We start from the raw sequence: 24,429 nt of genomic DNA, 5'->3' as shown, positions 1-24,429 counted from the left end.
TCGGAATACTGCTTCTCGGCAAGCTGCTGCTGGAGCGACTCAAGCAATGCCCTCGCAAACGCTGCCCATGCCGCCAAAAGGCGTTCAACCAGCTCCGGCAGCAGCCCCGGCTGGGAAGGCGGCTGCTAGTACCACTGCCAATGCAGCATCAGCCGTTAAATCTCGAACCCCAGCATCGAGTAAAAGCCCTTCTCCCGGACATCCAACCTTGGCTCACCTCATCCGTGAGGCTTATGACAAGGGATTCTCCGACGTTCATGTGGGTGTGGGAGAAACACCCCGGATGCGCAACCGAGGTGAAATTGAGCTAACTGATTATCCCGTGACAGATGAAGCCACTTTTATGAGCTGGTTACGGGAAGTACTCAGGGATGAAGAAATCCGCCGCTTTCAAGAACACCTGGAATTTGACGGCGCAGCTCAATATGAGTTTGCACGGGTGCGGATTAATGTCTTTGACACCCTCAAGGGTCCTGCTCTGGTTCTGCGCTTGATTCCTCTGACAATTCTGACAATAGACCAGTTGCGGCTACCTCCTGTACTCAGGGATGTTTGTCACTATCACAAAGGTCTGATTTTGGTGACAGGTCCAACGGGTTCGGGTAAGTCAACGACGCTGGCGGCGATGATTGACTACATCAACAAGGAGATGACTAAGCATCTCATCACCATTGAAGACCCGATTGAATTCGTTCACCAGAGCCGCAAGTGCTTGATTCGACAGCGGGAAGTGGGAGCTCATACTTTAAAATTCGACAATGCCCTGAAAGCATCATTGCGGGAAGATCCTGACGTGATTCTGGTAGGAGAAATGCGGGATAGGGATACCGTCAATACCGCTCTCAAAGCCGCTCAGACGGGTCACTTGGTTATGGGAACCCTGCACACCAACAGTGCTGTAAAAACCATTGAGCGGATTCTCAATCTCTACAATCCTGAAGAACAACACGCAGTACGGATAGCATTTGCTGAAGCCTTGGTTGCAGTGATTGCTCAAGGGTTGTGTCGTACCACCGATGGTAAGCGTGCTGCTTTTCACGACATCCTGATTAATACCGAAGCGATTAAGGACTATATCCAGAAAGGTAAGTATGAAGAAGTCAACGAACTCATGGCTAATAATGAATTTGAAGGCATGGTTACCATGAATAAGTCCTTGTTTAACCTTTATCAGGAAGGACGGATTACTGAAGAAACGGCTCTGGAAATGTCACCCACTCAGAATGAGATGGCGATGATGCTGCGGGGTCGCATTTAACTCCTATCTTGCACTAGTTTTCCAGAGAGGGGAGGCTAAAGCCTCCCTCTGATTGAGGTGGCGAATAAGAAGGTAAAGTCCCTGTGGAATTTGATCGACCGCACTTTCCTGAGCTATTTAAAGGTATTGCCCTGTTTACGCCAGGAGGCGATTTAATCTATGGAATCGACCCCAGCAAACAGGAGCATTGGCACATTCATTTGTGTGTTGGTTTGCAAGAACTCTTAGGGTTGCCAGAACCTCCTCATTTCTTAGTACCAGGGTATACGGGTACAATTGATCGGTGGCTCGACTCTCAAACCCAACAACTGCGAACATCAGCAGAAATTTACCGACCTGTACACCACCATCAGGCATTGCTAAATGCCGTGTTTGGCACAAGCAATCTAGTCTGGCAAGTAGCTTCGTGGAAAGAAGAATCCTGCGATCCGATGGTACTAGAGACGTATCGTGAACGTTTTCCCCAACTTTGGGAAGACCATGACCTGATTGTACGCTTTGATCGCACTCAACAGCCTTCTTCTACTTACACAGACAGAGAATTCTATTCTCCAGAGACCCAACCATTCCAAGATACCGATTATCCATTGGAATACACCCATGCAGAAGATGTCAATCGGGAGGTGTGGCAAGCTTCGTTTTCCCAATCCCCTTTAATGAAAGATTCGGTAAGCTCTGATAGCACCAGAACACCAGGGGAGTTGGATGGCAATTCTGAGGAACCTAACATTCGCTCTCAACCCGTAGTTACTCATAGCTATGTCTTACGCTTGTTTATTTCAGGACATCGTAGAGCAACAGAACGCACTCTTCAGAAACTGCACGAGTTGTTAGAGCATTCGCTTCGCTGTCCTTATACCCTAACCATTATTGATGTTTTTAAGCATCCAGATCAGGCTGAGGCAAATCAGATTTCAGCAACGCCAACCTTAATACGAGTATGGCCCCAACCTGTCCGCCGCATAGTCGGTGACTTGAATAATGTTGAGAATTTATTGCGGATTATAGCCGCTCCAGAGTGTTAGAGGGGGTAAACCCCGCAAAATTAGGGTTCAGTCGGAAGACAACTATCAGGAGCGCATAATCCGGGAAACTCTAAGGTTGTCACCTCAAAAGTCGCGAGGTTAACCTGACGGATCGCGTGGTTGTTCGTGTCGGCAATATAGAGATGAGCCGCGATCGCACTTACACCTGAAGGTTCCGAAAACTGAGCCTCTCGTCCCTGCCCGTCTTGATGACCGGATGTACCTTCTCCCAGCATAGTTTGACAGCTACCGGTACTAGGGTCAACTCGCTTGATTTTGTGGTTGTAGGTATCGGCTACCCAGAGATAATTTTGGGTGTACTCAACACCCAGGCAGTGCTGGAATCGTACCTCGGAACCGTCACCGTCAGCATCACCAAACCCAAAGAGTTCACCACTACCGCAGATGGTTCGCACGGGTAGGTTATTCACTAAACCCACGCCTCGAATTGAGCTAATTTCGCTGTCAGCAACATACAATTCTCGACCATCCGTCGTAATGCCACTGGGTTGAGCAAAAGCCGCCTCCTCAAGGGAACCGTCTAGGCAGGCTTCTGCACCTGTGCCAGCGTAGGTACTCACAATCCCCGTTTCTAGCTGCATTTCCCAAATTTGGTGAGAGCCTGCCATCACGATAAAAAGGCGATCGCCTACTTTTTCCAAATCCCAAGGAGAATTCAGTGCTGTTTCTAAACCGAGTCCGCTATGGGGTTGGATTTGGTGACTTTGTTCCCCTGTCCCAGCAATGGTTTTTACTTGCTGACGCTCAAGATCAATACATCGTAGGCAATGGTTTTCGGTATCGGCAACGTAGAGTAGTTGATTGTTAGCATCAAGAATCATACCTTGAGGGGCAAAAAATTGAGCTTCACAGAAAGATCCATCCTTCAATCCTGGCTTACCCATACCAATAATATGTAGCACCTCACCAGTTAAGGTAGTAATCACAATCCGATGATGACCAGAATCGGCAATAAAAAGGCAACCGCTGAATTCATCAGCTAGTACCTTACCAGGAAAAGTGAGAGGGGTTGCTAGGGGCTGCTGCTGCTTTTCTAGAGTAAAACTGAGTTTTTTCACGTTAATAGTCCCTTTCTCTTGATGTTCGGCGAGCATCTCATCAATCAGCCGATCTAGAACATCCCGATGACCCTCACCTGATAAGGAGCCAATTACATATCCTTGGGGATCAATTACCATTAACGTGGGCCAAGCGCGAACGGCATACTGCTGCCAAACTTGAAAGCCACTGTCAACCAATACTGGATGCTCGACATCATAGCGGAGAATGGCTTGACGAATGTTCTTTACTTCTTTCTCATTGTCAAACTTAGCGGAGTGAATGCCAATAACCGTGAGGTTATTTTTGTATTTATGTTCTAAATAGTGTAAGTCTGGCAAAACGTGCAGGCAGTTAATGCAGCAGTAAGTCCAAAAGTCTAAAATCACGACTCGCCCTCTTAACTCATTCAGAGATAGAGGGTGATTCGTATTAAGCCAGATTCCATCTTGGGGCAGCTCTGGCGCTCGCACGCGAGATTGCATAAATCACCTCCCTTAAAGTCGATACCAGCATTACTTCCCTTTATAACTCGACACAATCTCCGATTCACCCAGCAAGATAGTAAATCAAGGATATTCAGGAATCACTCTCCGGCATGGCAGTCAGCGATTCCGGTGTTGGTGCTGTTTGTGATGATTGAGTAAGCGATGGCTCCGACTTGGGTTCAGAGATTGCCCCTTCTGGCTCTAAGGGTTCTGGGAATGGTGTTTCTATAATTTCCGGCAGAGTGGGTGGCAAGCCAGACTCAGAAGGAACTACTGGGTCATTCGTAGGAATTGGGGAATCCTTTAAAACTTTATCGGATTCTGCTTTTTCCAGTTCTGAGGATTCCGTGGCTGCTGATTCATCAGTGGGGATTGGTTCCTCTACAACGGTTTCCGGTTCAACGTCAGGCTGCTCCGTTACAACCACGGGTTCAGGAGAGGGTGCTTCTAGTTCCTCTGGCAGTTCCGTTGATGGACTTGGCTGTGCTTTAGAACGGCGGAGGCGATTTTTGAGGCGATTGAAGATGTCTTTAGCTGCTGATTGCTCCGGCTTTTTAGTTTCGGTGGGTAGAATGGGTTCTTCTTCGGGGGCTTCCAGTTGAGTGGCTGGTGTGACTGGTTCAGCGGATAAATTCGGTACTTCTGCGGGTACTTCCAGTTCAGCCTCTGGTGTTTCTTCAACTGGAGGAATTGGAGAGGGTATCGGGGTTGGTTCTGGCGTCGGAGATGGCGCAGGTATTGCTTCGGATTGGTAGTTGGGGTTGACGATACCACGAGCGGTTTCGGCAGAAAGTTCACCCCGCACAAGCTGGGAAAGGGTATCTTGACCGTTGGGTTCGTAGCTAATCAATCGTGCCGTGTTGTTGTAAACGTTTTTCAGGGGGTTGCCCTGTTCGTTGAGGAACTCTAACTGCACCCAGTTTTTCCCAGGTTTGAAGCCTTTAAGATAAATCGGTTGCCAGCGATCAAGTAAAAAGTTTTCACCGTTTACACTGATACGAATTCGCCAGTCGGGAATATCGTCTTCGGGGTTTTCTTGAGCGATGAGATGCAGGGGGGCGTTGGTTAGGTAAAAGTCGAGCATGATTGGCTCGGCTCCGTAACTGCCTTTGGGACGGCTGTAGGTTAACAGTGGCAGAACTGGATTGGGGTTGTTGTCGTCTGTTTTGGTAAAGATGTGAAAGGTTGTTTGAGCGTAGGCTCCTTCATTTTTGAAGCTTTCATGCCAGGGACGGGAGGCAAAAACTCGCAGGGTGTGGGTTCCAGGAGATAAATCTTCAAAGACGAGGGGCTTATCTGTGTTATAGACAGCGATGTATGGCTGGTTATCCAAAATAACGTGCAGGTGCGGACCCATTTCCAAGTCTGGGTTTTTGAAGATTGGCAAGTCCCGAACCTGTAATTGCACGGATACTGTGGTGTTTTGGAGAACTTGGTCGGGCTTGAGACTAAGAATCTCAACTTGAGGCTGGTAAGCTTCCAAGCTTTGGCTTAACTGTTGAATGACTGGAGGCGGTGCAACTTCTGAGAGTCGCCCTACGGGTTGGGGTTCAGTTTTACTCTCACCTTCATAAGTCTGCACGGTCTTGATGGGTTCGCTACAACCGACCAGACCCCAGATTACAATGACTGCCATCAGGAAGGAGAGAATTACTCTCACCGTTGTCTGTTGGGGATTTTTAGTCAACACGCCATCTCCTTATTACCGCCGATTTTCCATCTTAAGTGAAGCTGTCCATAGAATAGCGAAATATCGTTCTACCTCTGCTAGTAGTGTTTCCCTTTCATCGCGTCCGGACGGAGAACATCCGAGGCTTTGACCCCCCACTTCCCGCGTCTCCGCGTCCTTAAACCTTGCCTCTGCGATTCTGAGACTGATTTCTCTCTTCTATTGAGTTTTGTAAATTTTAAGGTAAATCCCCTTGACTTTTGGCTGAGTTACTTCGCACTAGAAGCCAAAGTAGACGTTGATTTGCTCAAGTTTGAATTTTTGTTAAATGTAACCAAAGACTTCCTGAGCCAAGACCTATCATCAACAACAGATGATATCCCATTTGATTTTTGATTTAAGTCAAACGGGGTATCGTGTTTTACAAGGGAAAGCTAGACTTTGGTCAGTGCTTTCCTGTGAATCTATAGGGGTCAAACCATAAAACTTCCCTTAGGATATTTCTCGTTCCTTGTCTACAGAGGAGATTCCTGATGGCAATCAGCCCTCCAGAGCGGCAAGCGAAAGCAAAGGTAACAGTTGATAAAGACCCGGTTCCCACTTCATTTGAGAAGTGGTCCCAACCCGGACACTTTGACCGTACCCTTGCTAGAGGACCAAAAACCACAACCTGGATTTGGAACCTCCACGCTAACGCTCACGATTTCGATAGTCATACTAGTGACCTAGAAGATGTTTCTCGGAAAATCTTTAGCGCTCACTTCGGTCACTTAGCGGTTATTTTTGTCTGGTTGAGCGGCATGTATTTCCATGGCGCTCGGTTTTCTAACTACGAGGCTTGGTTGAGCGATCCGATCCACATCAAGCCAAGTGCTCAAGTTGTTTGGCCCATTGTCGGTCAAGATATTTTGAATGCGGATGTCGGTGGCGGCTTCCACGGCATTCAAATTACGTCCGGCTTCTTCCAGATCTGGCGTGCCTCTGGGATCACCAATGAGTTCCAACTCTACTGCACCGCGATTGGCGGTTTGGTGATGGCAGCGTTGATGTTGTTTGCTGGTTGGTTCCACTACCACAAGCGGGCTCCTAAACTGGAATGGTTCCAGAATGTGGAGTCGATGATGAACCACCACCTGGCTGGATTGCTAGGTTGCGGTTCTCTGGGTTGGGCTGGTCACCAGATTCACGTTTCTCTGCCGATCAACAAGCTGTTAGATGCTGGGGTTGCTCCGAAGGACATCCCTCTGCCCCACGAGTTCATTTTGAACAAGGGCTTGATGGCAGAACTGTATCCCAGTTTTGAGCAAGGGTTGAAACCGTTCTTTACCTTGAACTGGGGCGCTTATGCAGACTTCCTGACCTTTAAAGGTGGTTTGAATCCCACTACTGGCGGTTTGTGGTTGTCTGACACAGCACACCATCACTTAGCGATCGCTGTGCTGTTCATCATCGCCGGTCACTTCTACCGGACGAACTGGGGAATCGGTCACAGCTTCAAGGAAGTACTGGAAGCTCATAAAGGTCCCTTCACTGGCGAAGGCCACAAGGGGATGTATGAGATTTTTACCACATCCTGGCACGCTCAGCTATCGTGGAACCTGGCTCTGCTCGGTTCCCTCACCATCATCGTGGCTCATCATATGTACGCGATGCCTCCGTATCCGTACCTAGCCACAGATTACGGCACACAGTTGTCCATCTTCACTCACCATATGTGGATTGGGGCATTCTGTATTGTCGGTGGTGCAGCCCATGCTGGGATCTTCATGGTGCGGGACTATGATCCAGCCGTTCATGTGAACAACCTTCTGGATCGGGTACTCCGTCACCGGGATGCAATCATCTCTCACCTCAACTGGGTGTGCATTTTCCTCGGCTTCCATAGCTTCGGTCTGTACGTTCATAACGACACGATGCGGGCATTTGGTCGTCCTCAGGATATGTTCTCGGATACTGGAATCCAGTTACAACCGATATTTGCCCAGTGGGTACAAAATATCCATGCCCTTGCGCCTGGTGGAACTGCACCTAATGCGCTCGAACCCGTTAGCTATGCCTTTGGTGGCGGGATTGTTGCTGTGGGTGGCAAAGTGGCAATGATGCCTATTGCCTTAGGAACGGCGGACTTTATGATCCACCACATTCACGCCTTCCAAATTCACGTTACGGCACTCATTCTGCTCAAAGGTGTGCTGTTTGCCCGGAACTCGCGCCTAGTGTCCGACAAATCTGCCCTGGGCTTCCGCTTTCCCTGTGACGGTCCAGGTCGGGGCGGCACCTGCCAGGTGTCTGCTTGGGATCACGTCTTCCTGGGTCTGTTCTGGATGTACAACTGCATTTCGATTGTGATTTTCCACTTTAGCTGGAAGATGCAGTCGGATGTCTGGGGAACGGTATCTGCCGATGGCACCGTATCTCACATCACGGGTGGCAACTTTGCTACCAGCGCGATCACGATTAACGGCTGGTTACGTGATTTCCTATGGGCGCAAGCCTCTCAGGTCATTACCTCTTACGGCTCTGCCCTATCAGCCTATGGCATCCTGTTCCTAGGCGCTCACTTTATTTGGGCGTTCAGCCTGATGTTCTTGTTCAGCGGTCGCGGCTACTGGCAGGAATTGATTGAATCAATTGTTTGGGCGCATAATAAGTTGAAAGTGGCTCCAGCCATTCAGCCTCGTGCTCTGAGCATTATTCAGGGTCGGGCTGTGGGGGTAGCTCACTACCTTCTAGGAGGAATCGTCACGACCTGGTCATTCTTCCTGGCACGAATCCTATCAGTTGGATAACGGCTGTTTGAATGGATACCAACTATAAAGTGGGACACAGCAAATGTGTCTTGCCTGTCTAGACCCAACATCAACCTGGAACTCCGGTTCCAGGGGGTCACAAAAGACAGGAAACGAGCGGCAAATTAAAGCATAAGTCTCAGAAAGTCAGCGATTAGGATTTCCTAAGACAGATGGCAACTAAATTTCCAAAATTTAGCCAGGATCTCGCTCAAGACCCGACAACTCGTCGGATCTGGTACGGAATTGCCACGGCTCACGACTTTGAAAGCCATGATGGCATGACGGAGGAAAATCTTTATCAAAAGATTTTTGCCTCTCACTTCGGTCATCTTGCAATCATTTTCTTGTGGACGTCTGGCAGTCTGTTCCATGTAGCCTGGCAAGGTAACTTTGAACAGTGGGTCAAAGATCCGATAAACGTCCGTCCCATCGCCCACGCGATTTGGGACCCTCAATTCGGCGCACCAGCCGTAGATGCCTTTACCCAAGCTGGTGCCTCTAACCCAGTTAACATCGCTTACTCTGGCGTTTACCACTGGTGGTATACCCAGGGGATGCGAAGCAATGGGGACCTCTATCAAGGCTCCATATTCCTGCTCCTACTGGCAGCGGTGTTTCTATTCGCTGGTTGGCTGCACCTACAGCCCAAGTTCCGCCCCAGCTTGGCTTGGTTTAAGAACGCCGAGTCTCGCCTGAACCACCACTTGGCTGGTTTGTTCGGTGTCAGCTCTTTGGCTTGGACGGGTCACTTGGTTCACGTTGCTATTCCCGAATCTCGTGGACAGCACGTTGGCTGGGACAACTTCTTGTCAGTGAAGCCACACCCAGCGGGGTTAGGTCCCTTCTTTACGGGGAACTGGGGTGTCTACGCCCAAAATCCAGATACTGCCCAGCACGTCTTTGGCACATCTGAAGGAGCGGGTTCAGCAATTCTGACCTTCTTGGGCGGTTTCCATCCCCAAACTGAGTCCCTGTGGCTGACTGATATTGCCCACCACCACCTGGCAATTGCCGTAATCTTCATCATTGCTGGTCATATGTACCGGACTAACTTCGGTATTGGTCACAGCATGAAAGATATTATGGCAGCCCACAATCCGCCTAAAGGCACGCCCTTTGGTGGAATGTTGGGAGAAGGTCACAAAGGGATTTACGACACCTATAACAACTCGCTGCACTTCCAGTTGGGTTGGCACCTCGCTTGCTTGGGTGTGATCACCTCTCTGGTCGCTCAGCACATGTACTCGCTGCCTCCTTACGCTTTTATGGCTAAGGCGTTCACAACCCAGGCAGCCCTTTACACCCACCACCAATACATTGCAGGCTTCTTAATGGTTGGTGCTTTCGCCCATGGAGCTATTTTCATGGTGCGGGACTACGACCCCGAAGCGAATAAGAACAATGTATTGGCACGGGTACTGGATCACAAGGAAGCGATCATCTCACACTTGAGCTGGGTATCCCTGTTCTTGGGCTTCCACACCTTGGGTCTGTATGTTCACAATGATGTCGTGGTGGCATTCGGCACCCCTGAGAAGCAGATTCTGATTGAACCTGTCTTTGCTCAGTGGATTCAAGCTGCCCACGGTAAACTGCTTTATGGCTTTGACGCCTTGTTGTCGAATCCTGATAGCATCGCTACCACCGCTTGGCCCAATTACGGTAACGTCTGGTTACCAGGCTGGCTGGATGCGATTAACAACAGTACCAACTCTCTGTTCTTGACCATTGGACCTGGGGATTTCTTGGTACACCACGCGATCGCTCTAGGTCTGCACACCACCACCCTGATTCTCGTCAAGGGTGCGTTGGATGCCCGTGGTTCCAAGCTGATGCCGGATAAGAAAGACTTCGGCTACAGCTTCCCCTGCGACGGTCCTGGTCGTGGCGGCACCTGCGATATCTCTGCTTGGGACGCTTTCTACCTCGCTATGTTCTGGATGCTCAACACCATTGGTTGGGTCACCTTCTACTGGCACTGGAAGCATCTGGGTATTTGGCAAGGTAACGTAGCTCAGTTCAATGAGTCTTCGACTTATCTGATGGGCTGGCTGCGTGATTACCTCTGGCTGTACTCGTCTCAGTTAATCAACGGGTACAATCCCTACGGTACGAGTAACTTGGCTGTCTGGGCTTGGATGTTCCTCTTCGGACACCTGGTTTGGGCAACTGGTTTCATGTTCCTGATTAGCTGGCGCGGTTATTGGCAAGAGCTGATCGAAACGTTGGTCTGGGCACACGAGCGCACTCCTCTGGCGAACCTGGTTCGTTGGAAGGACAAGCCGGTGGCTATGTCTATCGTTCAAGGTCGTTTGATTGGTCTAGCTCACTTCACGGTTGGCTACGTCCTTACCTATGCGGCGTTTGTGATTGCCTCGACTGCTGGTAAGTTCGGTTGACGGACTGAAAGCTTGTAGGTAATTAAAAAAAATCCCTTGCCTTCGGGTGGGGGATTTTTTTATCCTTTGTAACCCACATTCGGCTCTCAAGCGGTGTGTTTGTCCCTCGTCGTCTGAATATGATTGCTCAATCGTGACAGCTCCGAAACTGTACTCGAATAGTCACTGTAGGCTTCCAAGACAATCCGGCTATTGCTTAGGAGGCTCTTGGCTTTAAGAACGGACTGCCCTACCGCTCTATTTTTTATGTTTATGATTAAAGTCAGTGAAGAAGTCGCCTCCTCCACTGCTCTTCTTCTCAGGCTCAGAGTTCAATGTTGATGTGCAAGCAGGTTTGAGCGGATATTGCGATTATATTCTGACGGCATCAAAAGAATCCTATGAAATTCGGACTCCGGTTGTAACTTTGGTAGAGGCTAAGAATGAAAGTATTAAATCTGGCTTAGGGCAGTGTATTGCTGAGATGGTTGCAGCCCAATTATTTAATCAACGAAATGGAGAGGCGATCGCAAGTATCTATGGAGCGGTAACGACGGGAACGGATTGGAAGTTTCTTAAGTTGATTGATAAAACTGTCTGGATTGATAAGCGAGATTATTTTATTAATGAAGTGAGTCAGATTTTGGGGATTTTAACAATGCCGTTTAAGATGAAACGTTCTTGTGAATAAAGAGCAAGAGTTCTCTGACGGTGCAAGCTACTGCAACTGGATCATCAAAGGAACTACTGAAATATGATAGTGGCTTTTTATTAACCGCCCCCAACAAGTCATCTGGTATTTCAATGTCGAATTCCTCTTCTAGCGCCATCGCCAGCTCAACAGTATCAAGCCCATCGGCATTCAAATCATTTGAGATGTGGCTATCCAAAGTCACTTCACTCTCATCCACCTCTAATTGCTCACTAACTATTTTCCGAACTTTAACAAAGATTTTAGCTTGGCTCTCCTCTACTCCAAGTTCCCCGATTATGCTACTTATTTTGTCACGCAAAGAGGCTTCTTCAGCAGCTTTTTCTTCAGCAACACGCCGAGCTTGTTCAGCCAGGTGCTCTTCTTCAGCAGCTTTTTCTTCAGCAATGCGCTGAGCTTGCTCAGCCATACGCTCCTTTTCAGCAGCTAGCTGATATTTCACAACTCCAATTCGAGAGTTTACTACATCTCGTAGTGTGGATAATTCAACTTTATGTCCACTCTGGCTATAAATTCTTGTGGCTAACTCCCACACAACTTGGTCACGATTAGCCTCAAGTGCTTTAAGACTTTCCTCTGTAGCTGATAGGGTTTCGTCTAGGTATTTATTGGCTACCATCTTCAGCACTTTTAACTCATAACCTTTATCTACTTCACTCACTGTTTGATCTCCTGCAAATCTCTGCAACACTTATGAAAGCAATAGCCTAACTCAAACCAACCAAAATGCGATCACTTCACTCACCTGCCAGATTCAGAATTCGATTCCGAATATCCTCTGATATCCACATCCCTGAATCTCGTAGCCGATCAACCAGTGGTGCAAGGGAAAAATTTTATAGCGTCCCAGATTCATCAAGAACTCAATCCGCGACATTCCAGCCAGTTCCGCCGCTCGACCCGACGAGAGGCGATTCAATTCGTATAGCTTAACCGCCGCTAAGATGCACAATTCACGAGCAAAAGTATCTGCATCAGTATTTTCAGCCTGCAACACTGATTCTGGCACGTTAATCACAAGATGCACCCTATCAAATAGGCGGTCACACTACCTTGGAGTGGGAGCGGAGATACACTAAGGCAGTTGTAGAACTGAGAAGATGCGGCTTAAACTGAGTTGAAAGTGATTAAGGAGTACATTGAATAGGATCGGTGAAGCAAACATCTAAATCCCTAAAATCATTTTCTGGATAACTAACTGTATCCTCCCATACGTCAACTAAAAGAGTGTATTGAAGACCAGCTTTTTCTTTATATTCTTCAAAAGAAACTGTAGGTATTTTCCATCTAACTTGCTCATACAACCTTCTCAGGGTTTCATCTAACTCTTCACGACTAATATTGTAAGCGATAGCTGCTCTATTCAATGAGTGTTCACTGTCCGCTATTTGAGTTTTTGTTGTAGGTTCTCCGACATAACCAGAGACTTGACGAGCAAAATTCATAGCTCTTTCTAAGCTGCTAAAAGATGCCATTTGTATTCCGTTAGAAGTTGTAAATGCATCTCCACACAGTTGACGTGCTTCATTAAGAGATAATGTTCTAGTATAAACCGGATACCAAGGTTTGTCGTTTGGCAAGTACGAATCACCACATGCTACTTCAGCTCTGGCGGGTTCACTAAACACAAGAGTGTTGATTACGCCAAACACGAGGAGTATTAAAGCTTTTTTCATTTTTTTCCTTGTAACAGGGAATAACCAGAATTTTACAATTTGCATATACTAGAATCAGGGCCACCACAATTAACAAATTTGCTGTCAAACACTGCTCCCACAATACCCTCAGCTAATAGTTGAGCAAGCACAGAAAAATTCTCCAAGCTATGTCAAAATTAACACAGCAATTTTTTCTTTTTTTTAATAAAAAATAGGTTTACACAAATTTCATTGATTATGGCAGCAAAAAAATTGCCTTAGATCGCTAAAATCGTTAGAATGTTTTCAAGGTGATAAGCCTTACAACACTTATTCTAGGAGAGAAAAATATGAGTGCTGCTGTTATGGCTTCACTGCTGGCTGCGTTAGGCGCTCCACTTGCTAGTTTACTAGCAGGCTATGGTAGTGCAATGTTAGGCGGTATTTTGTTTGTTCTTGTTGGTGGTTTTTTGTTTGGCATTATTGCTGGCGCTGCACCGATATTGCTGTTGGTTCTATAATTACCAACCTGTGTAAAGTTCAGGAAAGTGTCATCTTGATTTGATGTCGAGTGGCTGAAACTCTTAATGTAATTAGCTTCTAAAGTTACCATCTTTTCAGCCACATCAGATAAAACAGGGTGCGTTAACAACGCACCCTACTTACTGAAGTGAGGTTGATCGGCATATAATGAAAAATCAATCTCATACCATTTTTCAAACATCAAGATTTCATTAGAAACCATTTTTTCAGTACAATCTGGGCGTGTAATTAATGTGTTAGATGGTACATCCAAATACCAGTCAAGCCAATACAATAAATAGGCTATGGTTCTGTCCTTCTCGGATTTAGCAAACTTACCCGGACTAAGAGAATAGCCAAATTCTATTCTGTCACCTTCTACAGGACAGTTTTTCAGAAAGTTAACAATACAGTTATTGTGTATAAAAGCTGCCGTTAACAAAGGTAAGGTTTCGGTATTTTTAGATCCTTTTAATTTTTCTTTATACTTTTCTACTATTCTTTCTAATAATCTTTTTCCATCACATTTTGGGTATCCCTTTGAATTAATACCAATATCCCAGTTCATCATAAATAAACCTGGACATTTTAAAGTCGGTAGACGCAAGCAATTGTAAAGCATAGTAGCTTTAGCCCATTTTTTATGAAAATCAATAAATTTACTCATGCAATCGTCTATTGCCTGGGAATCGAGCCGACCTTTTACCTCAATAATTGCTCTAACGGATTCAGGTTTTACAATTACAAAATCTTGGTCTATAAACAGTGTTGAATAATTCAGGCAATCATAGATAATAATATCTAATTCTCTAGATACATTGTGACTGTTACCAGAAGAGTTGATCTCAGTATCTGGAAACATAACGAATCCAGATCCAACGCTATATCTTTTAGGAAGAAAATCTGATATTAATTTTAATAGCAACCTTTCTTTGTATCGTCCTATACTTAGCTCGTGGGCAGTACCTATTAATTTAGAAAGTAGATTTATGCTAGAATCAAACCCCTGTCCAATCATTGCAAAGTAATCAGCTAAATCTCTCTCTCGTGATTTATTATACTCGTCTCGTAAATTATTTCTTTCTTGCTCAGAATAATGTTTAGACATCGCTGTTTTTCAGAATTACATATAAATAATGATGTAAATCGCTTCCCCACTTGAACAGACCAAGAAGCGATCGCTATACTCTAGGGCGAACCTCAAAAGCCAGTTGTGATCGATAAAAGCAAACATCAAATTCCAAAAAGAAATTCATGCGTCCCAACAATAGAGGAACATCATCCGTTTGACTCCATGCAAAAACTAGACGACATGGCGCAAAGGGACGAATTTCAGTAGATACAACCAATCCTCGTGCCTCAACTGGAGCTAGATTGCCAGCTAAAAGAACAGATGTACTTTGTTCCTCCCATACTGCTCCCAGGTGCACACCAACATCATAGGGTAAAACATTTACACTTGCCCCAGTATCCAACAATCCCGATACTTCTATCGAATTGTTTCGGTAAGTCAGAATTAAAGGCAGAGAGGGAACAGCATCAGGAGTACCAAACTCATCAAGCCTTTCGATAAAAGAAAATCTTTGGGCATCAATCATTAATTTCCTTCTTATCCTCTTCTAGAAGTTGAGCTAACTTATGAGCGGCTTCATGAGAATTTAAAGGAGACTCAATCCGATAAATTGCCCCGTCTTCTAGTGCTGCTTCATTCTCTTCTTTAGCAAGTTCTGAAATTAAAAACTGCATGACTCGTAACTTCTCAGCACGAGACAGCTTTTGCAGAGTTGGCAGTAATTCTGTCACAGACATAGCACAGACATTGTAGAGCTAACTCTAATTATAGAGATAGCCCAAGGCTATACCTTCTCGCTAATACCCCCACCTCCAACAGCCCAAAACGCCATCGCTTCACTCACCTGCCAGATTCAGAATTCGATTGCGAATCTCCTCTGATATCCACGTCCTGTAGTTCCGCTTCCAACGGAAAAACCTTATAGCGTCCCAGATTCATCAGGAACTCAACCCGCGACATTTCAGCCAGTTCAGCGGCTCGACCTGACGAGAGGCGACCCAGCTTATATAATTTAACCGCAGCTAAGACACACAATTCACGAGCAAAGGTATCTACATCAATATTTTCAGCCTGCAACACTGATTCTGGCACGTTAATCACAATCTGCCGAGTTGTCATAGATTGTTCCTGTGGTGTGGAGAAAGCTTTCTATTTCGATCATAGATTTGATCGAGCGATCGCCCAACTCGAACCGACCAAAGTGCGATCGCTCTCTCCTCAATCATTGCCTGTTGATTCCCTTCTGTTCGATTACGCGAAGCGTAGCACCAAGGGCAGTCGCCGCGTGGATGTAGGAGAGCGATCGCTCAATTCCACTAAAGGTAATCAGTCCTCAGTGCTACGATAAAGAGCAAAAGTAGCAGGCAGTAACTTCATGTCTGTCTCCACTCCATCCAACGCACCAAACTTTAGACAAACTCCAACTGTACCAACCGAACCCGTTTGGCGCTTCAGTGTTGCTCAGTACCACCATCGGCAGTTTGGCAAAGTCAGAAGCACCTAATACGGCTTACGTTTCAATTATGCCAACAGCCATGATTGCCAAAATTCTCATCGCTCAAGTATTGCTTTGGTGGTTAGGAATTGGATAAGCTTACCATCAATTCGCTATTCAAGAGAACTAGAGCCGTTATTTTTGATGGGGTGTTGGTTTAATTCTTTACTTTTGGCAAGTGCCTGTTCGTAAGCCAATTGATAGTCACGACCTCCTAACATCACATCACCGTAATATTCGTAAGGAGTCTCACCGTAAACCGGCAGTGGTGGGTCTTCTGGATAATCTTCCAACGCTTCTTCTACAGCAGCTTTGACTTGCTTCACACTCAGGCGTTGGGCAGGAAAGTAGTGGAGTTCATCTGGATTTTTGTTGAGATGGGGCAGGGTTGGATCAACCAAATACTCTTCCAACTCTAACCAGCTATGTTCGATGGGTTTGTAAGGATGTCCCGCCCAGACTAGAAAGCCTTGCACATACAGAGCGCTTTTTAGTGATAAAGCGGCTTTGTAAGTATTGTCAAATGTTTTTTTTGACTTACTCTTGATTTGTTGAGCAATGTCTTTGGAAAGGTTTTCTTCTAAAGGTTTACTCATTTTTTGCCGTGCGCACCAAAATCATTCTGCTGAAATAGGTTGTGTAGTGTGGGCATCTGCCCATTTACATTTTAGGTAAAATGGTACTGAAATAACTCAGTTGGTACTGAGTGTGCTAAAAGCGATCGCATCCCTGACTATAAACCCTTAAGTCAGTGCCATTCATCATGGATTATTCTGTAAAAGGAGTACATTGACCTCCCAAGCCATTGACGATCGCACAAGTGTTGCTGGCGATCGTGCTGATGTAGGCTCCAGCCTCGCTATTTTCCTCTCCCAGCCCCCCAACAATTAGTTTTTGGTCTGAGACTTTAACATTAGCTTCTCTGGCAACGGTGTCAATTGCCCTTTCATTAGTTGTCGTTTCTGCGAAAATGGTTGGCACTTTCGCTTGTTCGATGATTTCCACCAATTCTTTCACCCGTGCTGCTGATGGTGATTCTTCAGTACTTAAACCCTGTAACGACTCTGCTGATTCAAAACCATAGGCTTGAACGTAGTACCCCAGCGCATCGTGAGTTGTGATGAGCTTGCGCTGTGCTTTTGGGATCGTGGCAACTTGCTCTTTAACCCAAGTATCTAACTGTTCAAGCTCAGTTTTGAGCTGTTCAGTATTGCGGGCATAAAAATCGGCGTTATCGGCGTTAACCTCTGCAAGTTGGTTGCTAATGACCTCTACAATTGCAATACCATTTTGAACATCCAACCAAACATGGGGGTCGGGTGCCATGTCACCTTTGCCTTCAGTATGCTCTTCTTCTTCATGATCAGGGGTATGCGCTTCTCCCCTAAGCGGATTGGGAACGGCTTCCTCGAACACAGCCACTTTAGGAGATGGTGCATTTGTCGCTTTAACCAATCCCTCAACACCGGGTTCTAGGTTATAGCCACCGTAGAGTACCAGTTGTGCCGTTTCAACAGCCTTTCGATCCGATGGAGTTATCCGGTAGGTATGGGGGTCTTGATTGGGATCGAGCAAACAGTTCAATTGCACAGTGTCGCGGGCAATTTTTTCAGTCAAATCACACAGAACACGATTGGATGCCACCACCGTTAGCTTCTCCTCTGATGAGACTGCACTATCCGTTGCAGTTTGAGAAGGTGTTGTCTCTTGAGTGCAGCTTGCGAGTCCGGCGACAAGCACTAAAACAGCGAGGCTCCAAAGGTTGCGGGTTTTTAATGGTAAACGCTTCAGCATCAGGAAGCTCCTTGATTCACATTTTTATAATGAGAATCATTCTACTTGATGAAGGACTGCCTATCCTGATAGTTTTCAACAAGTTCGCGGGATTCCCCATCCTCAAAGAGAGTAAGCGTAGGTTGGGGAGGCTTCGCCGTGAGCGTCAGCCGAACGGCATAGCGAGAGCAACGCAGGCTTCGATGTGACCCTTCGGCAGGTGGAACACTGAGCTTGTCGAAGTGCTCAGGGCGGAGACGTTCAGCGTTCGACTGAGCGCTCACGCCGAAGTCCGAACGGTACGGAGTTGCTCAAACTACGCTTCGAGAAGCCTCAGCGACCACTTGCCCTCATTTCACGACAGTGTTAATATGCAATCAATTCGTGAAGTTATCATGCAGCAAACCCTAACCGCCAAATTAAAACTAGAAGTCACTCAGGAGCAAAAAGAACAGCTCCGGGTGATTTCTTTGGCATATAGGGACGCGCTAAATTACACGTCTGGTGTCGCCTTTGAGATGGGTAAAATCTACAACGGCACCAAGATCCAGAAGGAAGTCTATTACACATTGCGAGAGCAGTTTAAACTTCCCTCACAAATGGCTTGTAACGTTCCTCGACAAGTAGGGGCAACATACAAGTCACTGCGCTCCATACTGAAACAGAATGAGGAGGCAATCAAAGCAGGTCATACTAAGAAACGATATAAGGGGCTAGATAAACCGCCTAAATACGTTTTTCGTACCTGCACGTTAAATTACCAACGAGACTACTCATTTATTAAAGACCAGAAAGTGAGTGTCATCACTCTAGATGGTCGAATCAAGGTGAATTACCAAGGCTACTCCAAGCACCTAGAAATGATTCGGTCTGGGGTAGCCAAAATCGGAGCAGCAAAACTCTGGTACTCGAAATCGACCAAGACTTACTACCTACTGGTAAGCCTAGAAGTCGAAGTACCAGAACTAACGCCGACCGATATCAACCGAGTCATGGGCGTGGACGTTGGACAGCGATACATTGCTGTTGCCGCAGACACCCGAAATAAGACTCAGTTTTTCAGCGGCAAAGAGGTGAGACATAAGGCTTCTCGTTACGTTAGAGTGAGAAAGTCTTTGCAGCGTAAAGGCACCCGTAGTGCAACCAAAAGATTAGTTGCATTGTCTGGACGGGAGAGACGGTTTATCGCTGAGACGAATCACTGTATTGCCAAACAAGTTGTAACGCCTAGTACGCTAATTGGGCTAGAGAATTTAACCCATATTCGAGAGCGGACAAAGCCTAAGAAGAAAGGTAAGAAAGCATCTTCAACACAGCGTAGAGCTAACAGAAATAAAGCGCGGTGGTCATTTGCTGAACTACATAGTTTCATTGACTACAAGGCTGTGCTGTCTGGAAGCTTGGCTGTAAAAGTAGATGCTCATTACACTTCTCAGGCTTGTCCTTGTTGTGGTCACACTTCTATTGAAAATAGACCCAATAAGGGTCTAACCTTTGTGTGTCAGCAGTGTGGTTATACTCTCCATGCTGATTTGGTAGGAGCTAGGAATGTTGCACTTAGAGTGTTGCTCTCTCGGCAAGACTGGGAGAGTACGGGGCGTTTTTCAGCCGTCCCTAGCACTGAGCGAAGCCGAAGTGCCGATGTGTCTGGTGACGAAACCAAAACTGACTACCGCTTGAGGTATTCAGGACTGAGGTGGAGCCAAGATACAATCCCCAACTTCAACGAAGTGGAGCCTTATGGCGAAGCGGAGTAAGTTGGGGTAGTTGAAAAAGGATTAACATCTCAAGTCAGGTATCCGGCTTTAGGTTAGCCGTAGCATAATTTCTTGCTTCACTGCCTCTTCCCTCCTAGAATTAAACCAATCAGTCTTCCTCTACACCAACTCACTTTAGCTGTAAGACAACTATGACTAATCGCCCCATTATCCTTGGCATCGTCGGTGATAGTGCTGCTGGCAAAACAACGCTGACGCGGGGAATTGCTCAAATTTTGGGTGAAGGGGAAGTTACTGTTATCTGCACCGACGATTACCATCGCTACGATCGCAAACAGCGATCAGAACGAGTAATTTCGGCGCTGCATCCCGATTGCAACTACCTCGATATCATACAGCAGCACCTAAGTCTGCTGCGTGACGGACAACCGATTCTAAAGCCGATTTACAATCACAGTACCGGTACACTCGATGCACCGGAGTACATTCAGCCGAAAAAGTTTGTGATAGTTGAGGGATTGTTGGGGTATGCCACTCGTGAATCTCGTGATTGCTTTGATGTGAAAGTCTTTTTGGCACCACCGGAATCCTTGCGATCGCAGTGGAAAATCAAGCGAGATACTCGCAAGCGAGGGTATACGGAGGAACAAGTCCTCGAACAACTCAAAAGGCGTGAATCTGATTCTGCGGCATTCATCCGTCCCCAGCGCCAGTGGTCAGATATTGTCGTCAGTTTCTGTCCATCGGATGAGAACTGCGAACAAAGTGATTTGATGTTAAATGTGGATTTGGTACTCAGACCAACTATTCCACATCCTGATTTTACCAGAATTCTCAGTCCCAGCCAATCCCATCTCAGTTCAGCAATCCGCTTAGAACTCGACCGGGATATGGGTAAACCTGTTGACGTTCTGGAAGTTGACGGTCATGCCACTGACGAGCAAGTGAGAGAATTGGAACGGATCATGTGCAGCGAAATTCCTTACTTGGGACAGTTCTGCACTCTAGAAGGTAATCCTGACATTGGTAAGGTAACGGGGACAACGGGGGAAATCCTTCAGAGTTATCCCCTAGCCTTGACGCAGCTTCTCATTACCTACCACATGCTCAAAGCTGCCAACACCTATCAGTCAGACGAACCCATTATTAATACGCTAAGTTTGTAACCTGAATGTCGCTTTCGGAATTTAAAAAGGGATTACTAAAGATAATCTCTTTTTATTTGTGATGCGGTGTATTTATGACCTATAGCCTCCGAATTGCCGATATTCCAGAAAGCGAACGTCCTCGCGAACGATTATTGGCATTAGGAGCCAAAAATCTCGCCACAGCAGAACTTATCGCGATTTTGTTGGGTACGGGTCAAGGCAAAGGAAAACTTTCGGCAATGGGACTGGGGCAGTATATTTTGCAGGAATTGAGCCAAGATCGGCGCGACCCGATGGCAGTGTTGCGAGATATCACTCCGCAGGAATTGATGAATATTCCTGGTGTGAAGCAAGCGAAGGCAACCACAATTCTAGCAGCGGTTGAATTAGGAAAACGAGCGTTTCTGGCTCGACCTACGGATCGGACGGTGATTGATAGTCCCGCAGCAGCAGCAGCAGCTCTGAGTCATGAGTTAATGTGGCAAAGCCAAGAGCGATTTGCAATAGTACTGTTAGACGCCAAAAATCAGTTACTGGGTATCAAAGTGATTACGATTGGCACGGCAACTGAGACATTAGCAAATCCTCGTGATATTTTCCGAGAAGTGCTGCGTCAAGGAGCAACGCGGGTAATCATTGCTCACAATCATCCCACCGGGAGCGTAGAACCCAGTACAGAAGATATTAGTTTAACCACACAGCTTTTACAGGCGGGGCAGTTACTCTGCATTCCCATATTGGATCATTTGATTTTAGGAAACGGCAATCATCAGAGTTTGCGTATCACAACTACGCTATGGACTGACTATCCGCAGGTAGATTAATCCTTCTGGTTACTTGTTGTAGGTTAGCGTTGCCTTGTGCTACATTTGAGGTTCGTGGGCGATTAGCACAGTGGTAGCGCACTTCCTTCACACGGAAGGGGTCACTGGTTCGAGTCCAGTATCGCCCATTATAAGGTTTCGCGTTAGTGATGAAATAATGAGGATTAGAGGGTAGCAGAGCTATGCCCTCGATAATCGCTTCTCTAAAGGCAGTTAGCCCAGTAATTTGGGTATTTTTAAAATTTCTACCTGCTGCTCAACCTCTACTTCTACTTCGACTTGAGCTTCAACAAGTGCCGTATAAATCGGAATATTAGCTTCTACAGCTTCAAAGCTGACAACCAGAGAGTAGGGGGCTGTAGCATCTGGATCGTTGTTCCAACCCTCATGCCCGACTACGGCAATGCAGAAAGCATCTCTGAGATTATAGGATTTAACAATAGCCCAATCCTTCTGAAGAGTTCCTGCACTTCGAGACGCGCCCTGAGTTTTTCCATGATTTTTCTGCCTTTTACCAAGAGTCCAATTAAAAAGTTTGTCTCCCTTTTCAGCATCATCTGGAGCATCATATTCTTTCAAAACTCTTGCCAGAAAACGATCTGGATCTTCCCCTCTCTTGCTACAATCCCAGTCAAGCCAAGTTGAAAGGTATTTTCTGCGATTACGTCGAGTTCGACGTGGTTGAGCCTTGTAGGACAGGGTAACTTCGACCCAAATCTCTAACTCTTCTCCCTGAGAGCGAAGTTCTTCTGGCATTTTTACTTGATAAACATGAGCTTGTCGGGCTTTAATACGCTTTTCTCCTCTCGTAATTAGAGTGATACGACTCGGGAAATTGTTTAAAGCTCGGTCAAGTTTTGGAATGCCATAACCAATTTGACGTATAACCTGTAGGTTATCTACGTTGTCTGCTATTGCCCAATCAGGCCATCTTGCCGATTGAACTATTAATGCTCGGTATAAAAGACAACTTTCGTCAGGTAACTCAGCAGCAAGAAGAGCTGCAATATGGCTGACTTTTGGTGCTGCAAATGATGTTCCAATTTGGTCACAGGCGATCGCAGGGCCACCATTCAAGGTTGAGCGTACCAGTTCAGGACATAAATCTTTGGGAGCACTAATATTGGGTGGAACGCCTCCATCTGTGGCAACATCGCCACCATACTCAACTACTTCCGGTTTAATCGTGTCCCAGATGCCTAAGCCAGAGCAAGAAAATGCTGAAGGTTTGTCCTTCTGCGAGATTGAAAACCAAGGCGGTATATTACAAGAACCTAGAGAAATTGAGCCAACAGTCAAAGCCTGAAAGCTTTGTGCAGGGTTCGCAACTCTACAAGAACCCTCTAAAAGATAATCTGGGTATGGTCGATTGGCTAAAAGATGGTCTCTGACCGATAATCTTGTATAGCCTATCCTGCTGCTTAAAGGTAAGTTTCCAGCAGCCACTATGAAGAGGATATCGTTTTGGTATGTAAGTTGATCAATAGCGGCTGCCCATGCACTCATATATCGGATTCTGCAAGGAACAGATCCGGTAATTGAATGATTAAAAATTCTTGTTCCTGTTTGACCATGGTAAAATTCTACAATATCCCCTAAAACATTAGGAGGAAATAACTGTTTAGGTAATTTGCAGTTATCATCAAGAATTCTAGCATTTTGAATCCAGCCAACTGCTGATTGCTTTCCACTCCGGGGTACAGTATTGGGATAAAGGACTGCACCAGCGACTCTAGTTCCATGTCCACCATTGCTAACGTAGTCAGCCGTTTTATTATTCTCTCCAGGAACCCAAGAAGTTGAATTTTGTGAATCAATGGCTGCCCTGAGAAGCGAATGTCTCTCTTGAATACCACTATCTATTACACATATCTTTGGAGCGTTTGGTTCAGGTGGTTCTAAGCTAAAAGGAGGCTCTTCACCATCAGATAAACCTTGACGCTGGAGAATTTCGGCAAACTGATCTGGCTCACTAACATCAAAAATATATGGAAAACTGAGAACTAAATCTTTTAAACCTTTACCTGAGATTTGGATTCGGCAAGAGAAACTATCTGGTAATTGAGCTGCGTTAGGAATATGTCCGTCTTTTATCGATAAAATTTCACCGTAATTGTTTTTACCAAACTTGGCGGTTAAAAAGTTGCTTAATTCTTCTTCTCTATCAGATTTTAAATCATCCCATTCTTCATATGTTGAATCACGTTTATCAATCCAATTATTAACTCGCTTAGTAAATCGTTCATTACTTTCGTTAGGTTTCCGCTTGGGATAATCTGATAGCTTAACCTTAGTACCCACACAGGCAATTCCTATGTCAACAGTGTATATCTCTTCATCTTTAACTTTATCCCAATGAGCTAATAAGTCAGGAGAAAGGATATACTCCGGTCGTTTTCTCCCATCAATAATATCCCAGATTTCGGCAATTTTGCCTCCACCTCGCTCCTGATTGATGAAATTCTCTATCTTTTTTTGCAAATCGCTAAGTTCTAAATCCGCTGATGCACCAATAATATATCCATCTTCTAGCTCAGCAATTACCTCAATGCCATATGCTTTAAGACCATCTGGATCAAAAGAAACAGGGTCAATCTGTAAGATAATGCGCTGAGCTTCATCCGGAAGTGGGGGTTTTTCTCCTCCTCCCGTTTTGCTTGAGTATCTTTCCAATCGGAGACTATGGATAATGTCGAACTCTTAAGTCTACTGCCATGTCCCCCCCTATCACCTGCATTTGCAGTTGTGCGAGGATTCTGTTTTCTCCCTCCTGATGGAGGAGGCGCAGCAGTTCCCTCCCTTGCCAGCCTAAGCTGGATATGGGGGAATTGCTTAGAAGGTTCAACCATTTAGTTCTCC

At 46.0% G+C, this 24,429-nt stretch carries 24 protein-coding genes, 1 tRNA gene and 1 pseudogene; 12 read left to right on the top strand and 14 right to left on the bottom strand.

Going from position 1 to position 24,429, the window contains the following annotated elements; translation table 11 throughout:
* The first annotated feature begins 46 nt into the window (after positions 1-46).
* The gene (locus IQ257_RS13610; RefSeq protein ID WP_193873721.1) at positions 47-1,258 is read left to right on the top strand and encodes a type IV pilus twitching motility protein PilT; all 1,212 of its coding nucleotides are present in this window, start codon (positions 47-49) and stop codon (positions 1,256-1,258) included.
* Between the two features lie 83 nt (positions 1,259-1,341).
* Positions 1,342-2,283: a circadian clock KaiB family protein gene (locus tag IQ257_RS13605; protein WP_322744319.1), complete on the top strand. Its 942-nt coding sequence runs from the start codon at positions 1,342-1,344 to the stop codon at positions 2,281-2,283.
* A 20-nt stretch (positions 2,284-2,303) separates the two neighbouring features.
* On the opposite strand, the gene IQ257_RS13600 is transcribed toward IQ257_RS13605, so the two are convergent.
* Positions 2,304-3,827, bottom strand: coding sequence for a thioredoxin-like domain-containing protein (locus tag IQ257_RS13600; RefSeq protein ID WP_193873720.1), 1,524 nt, complete (start codon positions 3,825-3,827; stop codon positions 2,304-2,306).
* A 94-nt stretch (positions 3,828-3,921) separates the two neighbouring features.
* A complete protein-coding gene (locus IQ257_RS13595) occupies positions 3,922-5,517 on the bottom strand; it encodes a hypothetical protein (RefSeq protein WP_193873719.1) in 1,596 nt (531 codons plus the stop codon).
* Between the two features lie 515 nt (positions 5,518-6,032).
* Between IQ257_RS13595 and psaA the strand changes: the two genes are divergently transcribed.
* From psaA to IQ257_RS13580, 3 genes are all read left to right on the top strand, one after another.
* Positions 6,033-8,288 carry a photosystem I core protein PsaA gene (gene psaA, locus IQ257_RS13590; RefSeq protein ID WP_193873718.1) on the top strand — a complete coding sequence of 752 codons (2,256 nt, stop codon included), beginning with the start codon at positions 6,033-6,035 and terminating at the stop codon, positions 8,286-8,288.
* Between the two features lie 173 nt (positions 8,289-8,461).
* Complete coding sequence (psaB, locus tag IQ257_RS13585; RefSeq protein ID WP_193873717.1) at positions 8,462-10,690, top strand: photosystem I core protein PsaB; 2,229 nt, start codon at positions 8,462-8,464, stop codon at positions 10,688-10,690.
* 265 nt (positions 10,691-10,955) lie between these two features.
* Positions 10,956-11,360: a hypothetical protein gene (locus IQ257_RS13580; protein ID WP_322744318.1), complete on the top strand. Its 405-nt coding sequence runs from the start codon at positions 10,956-10,958 to the stop codon at positions 11,358-11,360.
* On the opposite strand, the gene acpP is transcribed toward IQ257_RS13580, so the two are convergent.
* The 4 genes and pseudogenes from acpP to IQ257_RS13565 form a co-directional block, all read right to left on the bottom strand.
* A complete protein-coding gene (gene acpP / locus IQ257_RS31525) occupies positions 11,335-12,042 on the bottom strand; it encodes an acyl carrier protein (protein ID WP_369076431.1) in 708 nt (235 codons plus the stop codon). The two genes, IQ257_RS13580 and acpP, sit on opposite strands and share 26 nt — an antisense overlap.
* A 76-nt stretch (positions 12,043-12,118) precedes the next feature.
* Entirely contained in the window at positions 12,119-12,172 is a 54-nt protein-coding gene (locus IQ257_RS31520) for a hypothetical protein (protein ID WP_228060689.1), read from the bottom strand.
* 35 nt (positions 12,173-12,207) lie between these two features.
* A pseudogene (locus tag IQ257_RS13570) lies at positions 12,208-12,390 on the bottom strand (UPF0175 family protein); the annotation flags it as partial.
* Between the two features lie 118 nt (positions 12,391-12,508).
* Positions 12,509-13,102, bottom strand: coding sequence for a hypothetical protein (locus IQ257_RS13565; RefSeq protein ID WP_193873716.1), 594 nt, complete (start codon positions 13,100-13,102; stop codon positions 12,509-12,511).
* A 266-nt stretch (positions 13,103-13,368) separates the two neighbouring features.
* Here IQ257_RS13565 and IQ257_RS13560 point away from each other — a divergent pair, with 266 nt between their 5' ends.
* A complete protein-coding gene (locus IQ257_RS13560) occupies positions 13,369-13,539 on the top strand; it encodes a hypothetical protein (RefSeq protein WP_193873715.1) in 171 nt (56 codons plus the stop codon).
* 137 nt (positions 13,540-13,676) lie between these two features.
* Here IQ257_RS13560 and IQ257_RS13555 read toward each other — a convergent pair whose 3' ends face one another.
* The 4 genes from IQ257_RS13555 to IQ257_RS13540 all read right to left on the bottom strand — a co-directional run bounded on the left by IQ257_RS13555 (position 13,677) and on the right by IQ257_RS13540 (position 15,731).
* Positions 13,677-14,648: a DUF6602 domain-containing protein gene (locus tag IQ257_RS13555; RefSeq protein WP_193873714.1), complete on the bottom strand. Its 972-nt coding sequence runs from the start codon at positions 14,646-14,648 to the stop codon at positions 13,677-13,679.
* Positions 14,649-14,721: 73 nt separating this feature from the next.
* Positions 14,722-15,138 (bottom strand): retroviral-like aspartic protease, encoded by a 417-nt coding sequence (locus IQ257_RS13550; protein ID WP_193873713.1) that lies wholly within the window; start codon positions 15,136-15,138, stop codon positions 14,722-14,724.
* On the bottom strand, positions 15,131-15,349 hold the full coding sequence (locus IQ257_RS13545; RefSeq protein ID WP_193873712.1) for a hypothetical protein: 219 nt from the start codon (positions 15,347-15,349) through the stop codon (positions 15,131-15,133). The genes IQ257_RS13550 and IQ257_RS13545 overlap by 8 nt, the downstream gene beginning before the upstream one ends.
* A 103-nt stretch (positions 15,350-15,452) precedes the next feature.
* Positions 15,453-15,731, bottom strand: coding sequence for a UPF0175 family protein (locus IQ257_RS13540; RefSeq protein WP_193873711.1), 279 nt, complete (start codon positions 15,729-15,731; stop codon positions 15,453-15,455).
* 16 nt (positions 15,732-15,747) lie between these two features.
* Between IQ257_RS13540 and IQ257_RS13535 the strand changes: the two genes are divergently transcribed.
* On the top strand, positions 15,748-15,960 hold the full coding sequence (locus IQ257_RS13535) for a hypothetical protein (RefSeq protein ID WP_193873710.1): 213 nt from the start codon (positions 15,748-15,750) through the stop codon (positions 15,958-15,960).
* A gap of 109 nt (positions 15,961-16,069) precedes the next feature.
* Positions 16,070-16,204 (top strand): hypothetical protein, encoded by a 135-nt coding sequence (locus IQ257_RS30750; RefSeq protein ID WP_265584464.1) that lies wholly within the window; start codon positions 16,070-16,072, stop codon positions 16,202-16,204.
* Positions 16,205-16,220: 16 nt separating this feature from the next.
* Here the strand turns inward: IQ257_RS30750 and IQ257_RS13530 are convergent, their stop codons facing one another.
* The 3 genes from IQ257_RS13530 to IQ257_RS13520 all read right to left on the bottom strand — a co-directional run bounded on the left by IQ257_RS13530 (position 16,221) and on the right by IQ257_RS13520 (position 18,164).
* Positions 16,221-16,703, bottom strand: coding sequence for a hypothetical protein (locus tag IQ257_RS13530; RefSeq protein ID WP_193873709.1), 483 nt, complete (start codon positions 16,701-16,703; stop codon positions 16,221-16,223).
* A 172-nt stretch (positions 16,704-16,875) separates the two neighbouring features.
* Entirely contained in the window at positions 16,876-17,901 is a 1,026-nt protein-coding gene (locus IQ257_RS13525; RefSeq protein WP_193873708.1) for a metal ABC transporter solute-binding protein, Zn/Mn family, read from the bottom strand.
* 41 nt (positions 17,902-17,942) lie between these two features.
* Complete coding sequence (locus IQ257_RS13520) at positions 17,943-18,164, bottom strand: hypothetical protein (RefSeq protein WP_193873707.1); 222 nt, start codon at positions 18,162-18,164, stop codon at positions 17,943-17,945.
* A 111-nt stretch (positions 18,165-18,275) separates the two neighbouring features.
* Here IQ257_RS13520 and IQ257_RS13515 point away from each other — a divergent pair, with 111 nt between their 5' ends.
* From IQ257_RS13515 to IQ257_RS13500, 4 genes are all read left to right on the top strand, one after another.
* Complete coding sequence (locus tag IQ257_RS13515) at positions 18,276-19,637, top strand: RNA-guided endonuclease InsQ/TnpB family protein (RefSeq protein WP_193873722.1); 1,362 nt, start codon at positions 18,276-18,278, stop codon at positions 19,635-19,637.
* A gap of 152 nt (positions 19,638-19,789) precedes the next feature.
* Entirely contained in the window at positions 19,790-20,764 is a 975-nt protein-coding gene (locus IQ257_RS13510) for a phosphoribulokinase (RefSeq protein ID WP_193873706.1), read from the top strand.
* A gap of 74 nt (positions 20,765-20,838) precedes the next feature.
* Entirely contained in the window at positions 20,839-21,570 is a 732-nt protein-coding gene (gene radC, locus IQ257_RS13505) for a RadC family protein (protein WP_193873705.1), read from the top strand.
* Between the two features lie 56 nt (positions 21,571-21,626).
* Positions 21,627-21,698, top strand: a tRNA-Val gene (locus IQ257_RS13500).
* Between the two features lie 85 nt (positions 21,699-21,783).
* Here IQ257_RS13500 and IQ257_RS13495 read toward each other — a convergent pair.
* Positions 21,784-24,243, bottom strand: a complete 2,460-nt coding sequence (locus tag IQ257_RS13495) for a S8 family peptidase (protein ID WP_228060686.1) — start codon at positions 24,241-24,243, stop codon at positions 21,784-21,786.
* Between the last annotated feature and the right edge of the window lie 186 nt (positions 24,244-24,429).

Origin of the sequence: Coleofasciculus sp. LEGE 07092, from assembly GCF_015207375.1 — a bacterium.
Taxonomy (GTDB): domain Bacteria; phylum Cyanobacteriota; class Cyanobacteriia; order Cyanobacteriales; family Coleofasciculaceae; genus LEGE-07092.
This window is presented reverse-complemented; position numbering and strand designations above follow the sequence as displayed.

Excerpts from the sequence above, each read along its gene's own strand:
- IQ257_RS13565 (WP_193873716.1), bottom strand. The coding sequence starts at position 13,102 with ATGCAAATTGTAAAATTCTGGTTATTCCCTGTTACAAGGAAAAAAATG.
- IQ257_RS13525 (WP_193873708.1), bottom strand. The coding sequence starts at position 17,901 with ATGCTGAAGCGTTTACCATTAAAAACCCGCAACCTTTGGAGCCTCGCT.
- IQ257_RS13560 (WP_193873715.1), top strand. The coding sequence starts at position 13,369 with ATGAGTGCTGCTGTTATGGCTTCACTGCTGGCTGCGTTAGGCGCTCCA.
- IQ257_RS13600 (WP_193873720.1), bottom strand. The coding sequence starts at position 3,827 with ATGCAATCTCGCGTGCGAGCGCCAGAGCTGCCCCAAGATGGAATCTGG.
- psaA (WP_193873718.1), top strand. The coding sequence starts at position 6,033 with ATGGCAATCAGCCCTCCAGAGCGGCAAGCGAAAGCAAAGGTAACAGTT.
- IQ257_RS13555 (WP_193873714.1), bottom strand. The coding sequence starts at position 14,648 with ATGTCTAAACATTATTCTGAGCAAGAAAGAAATAATTTACGAGACGAG.
- IQ257_RS13610 (WP_193873721.1), top strand. The coding sequence starts at position 47 with ATGCCCTCGCAAACGCTGCCCATGCCGCCAAAAGGCGTTCAACCAGCT.
- IQ257_RS13530 (WP_193873709.1), bottom strand. The coding sequence starts at position 16,703 with ATGAGTAAACCTTTAGAAGAAAACCTTTCCAAAGACATTGCTCAACAA.
- IQ257_RS13545 (WP_193873712.1), bottom strand. The coding sequence starts at position 15,349 with ATGTCTGTGACAGAATTACTGCCAACTCTGCAAAAGCTGTCTCGTGCT.
- IQ257_RS13515 (WP_193873722.1), top strand. The coding sequence starts at position 18,276 with ATGCAGCAAACCCTAACCGCCAAATTAAAACTAGAAGTCACTCAGGAG.
- IQ257_RS13550 (WP_193873713.1), bottom strand. The coding sequence starts at position 15,138 with ATGATTGATGCCCAAAGATTTTCTTTTATCGAAAGGCTTGATGAGTTT.
- IQ257_RS13510 (WP_193873706.1), top strand. The coding sequence starts at position 19,790 with ATGACTAATCGCCCCATTATCCTTGGCATCGTCGGTGATAGTGCTGCT.
- radC (WP_193873705.1), top strand. The coding sequence starts at position 20,839 with ATGACCTATAGCCTCCGAATTGCCGATATTCCAGAAAGCGAACGTCCT.
- psaB (WP_193873717.1), top strand. The coding sequence starts at position 8,462 with ATGGCAACTAAATTTCCAAAATTTAGCCAGGATCTCGCTCAAGACCCG.
- IQ257_RS13540 (WP_193873711.1), bottom strand. The coding sequence starts at position 15,731 with ATGACAACTCGGCAGATTGTGATTAACGTGCCAGAATCAGTGTTGCAG.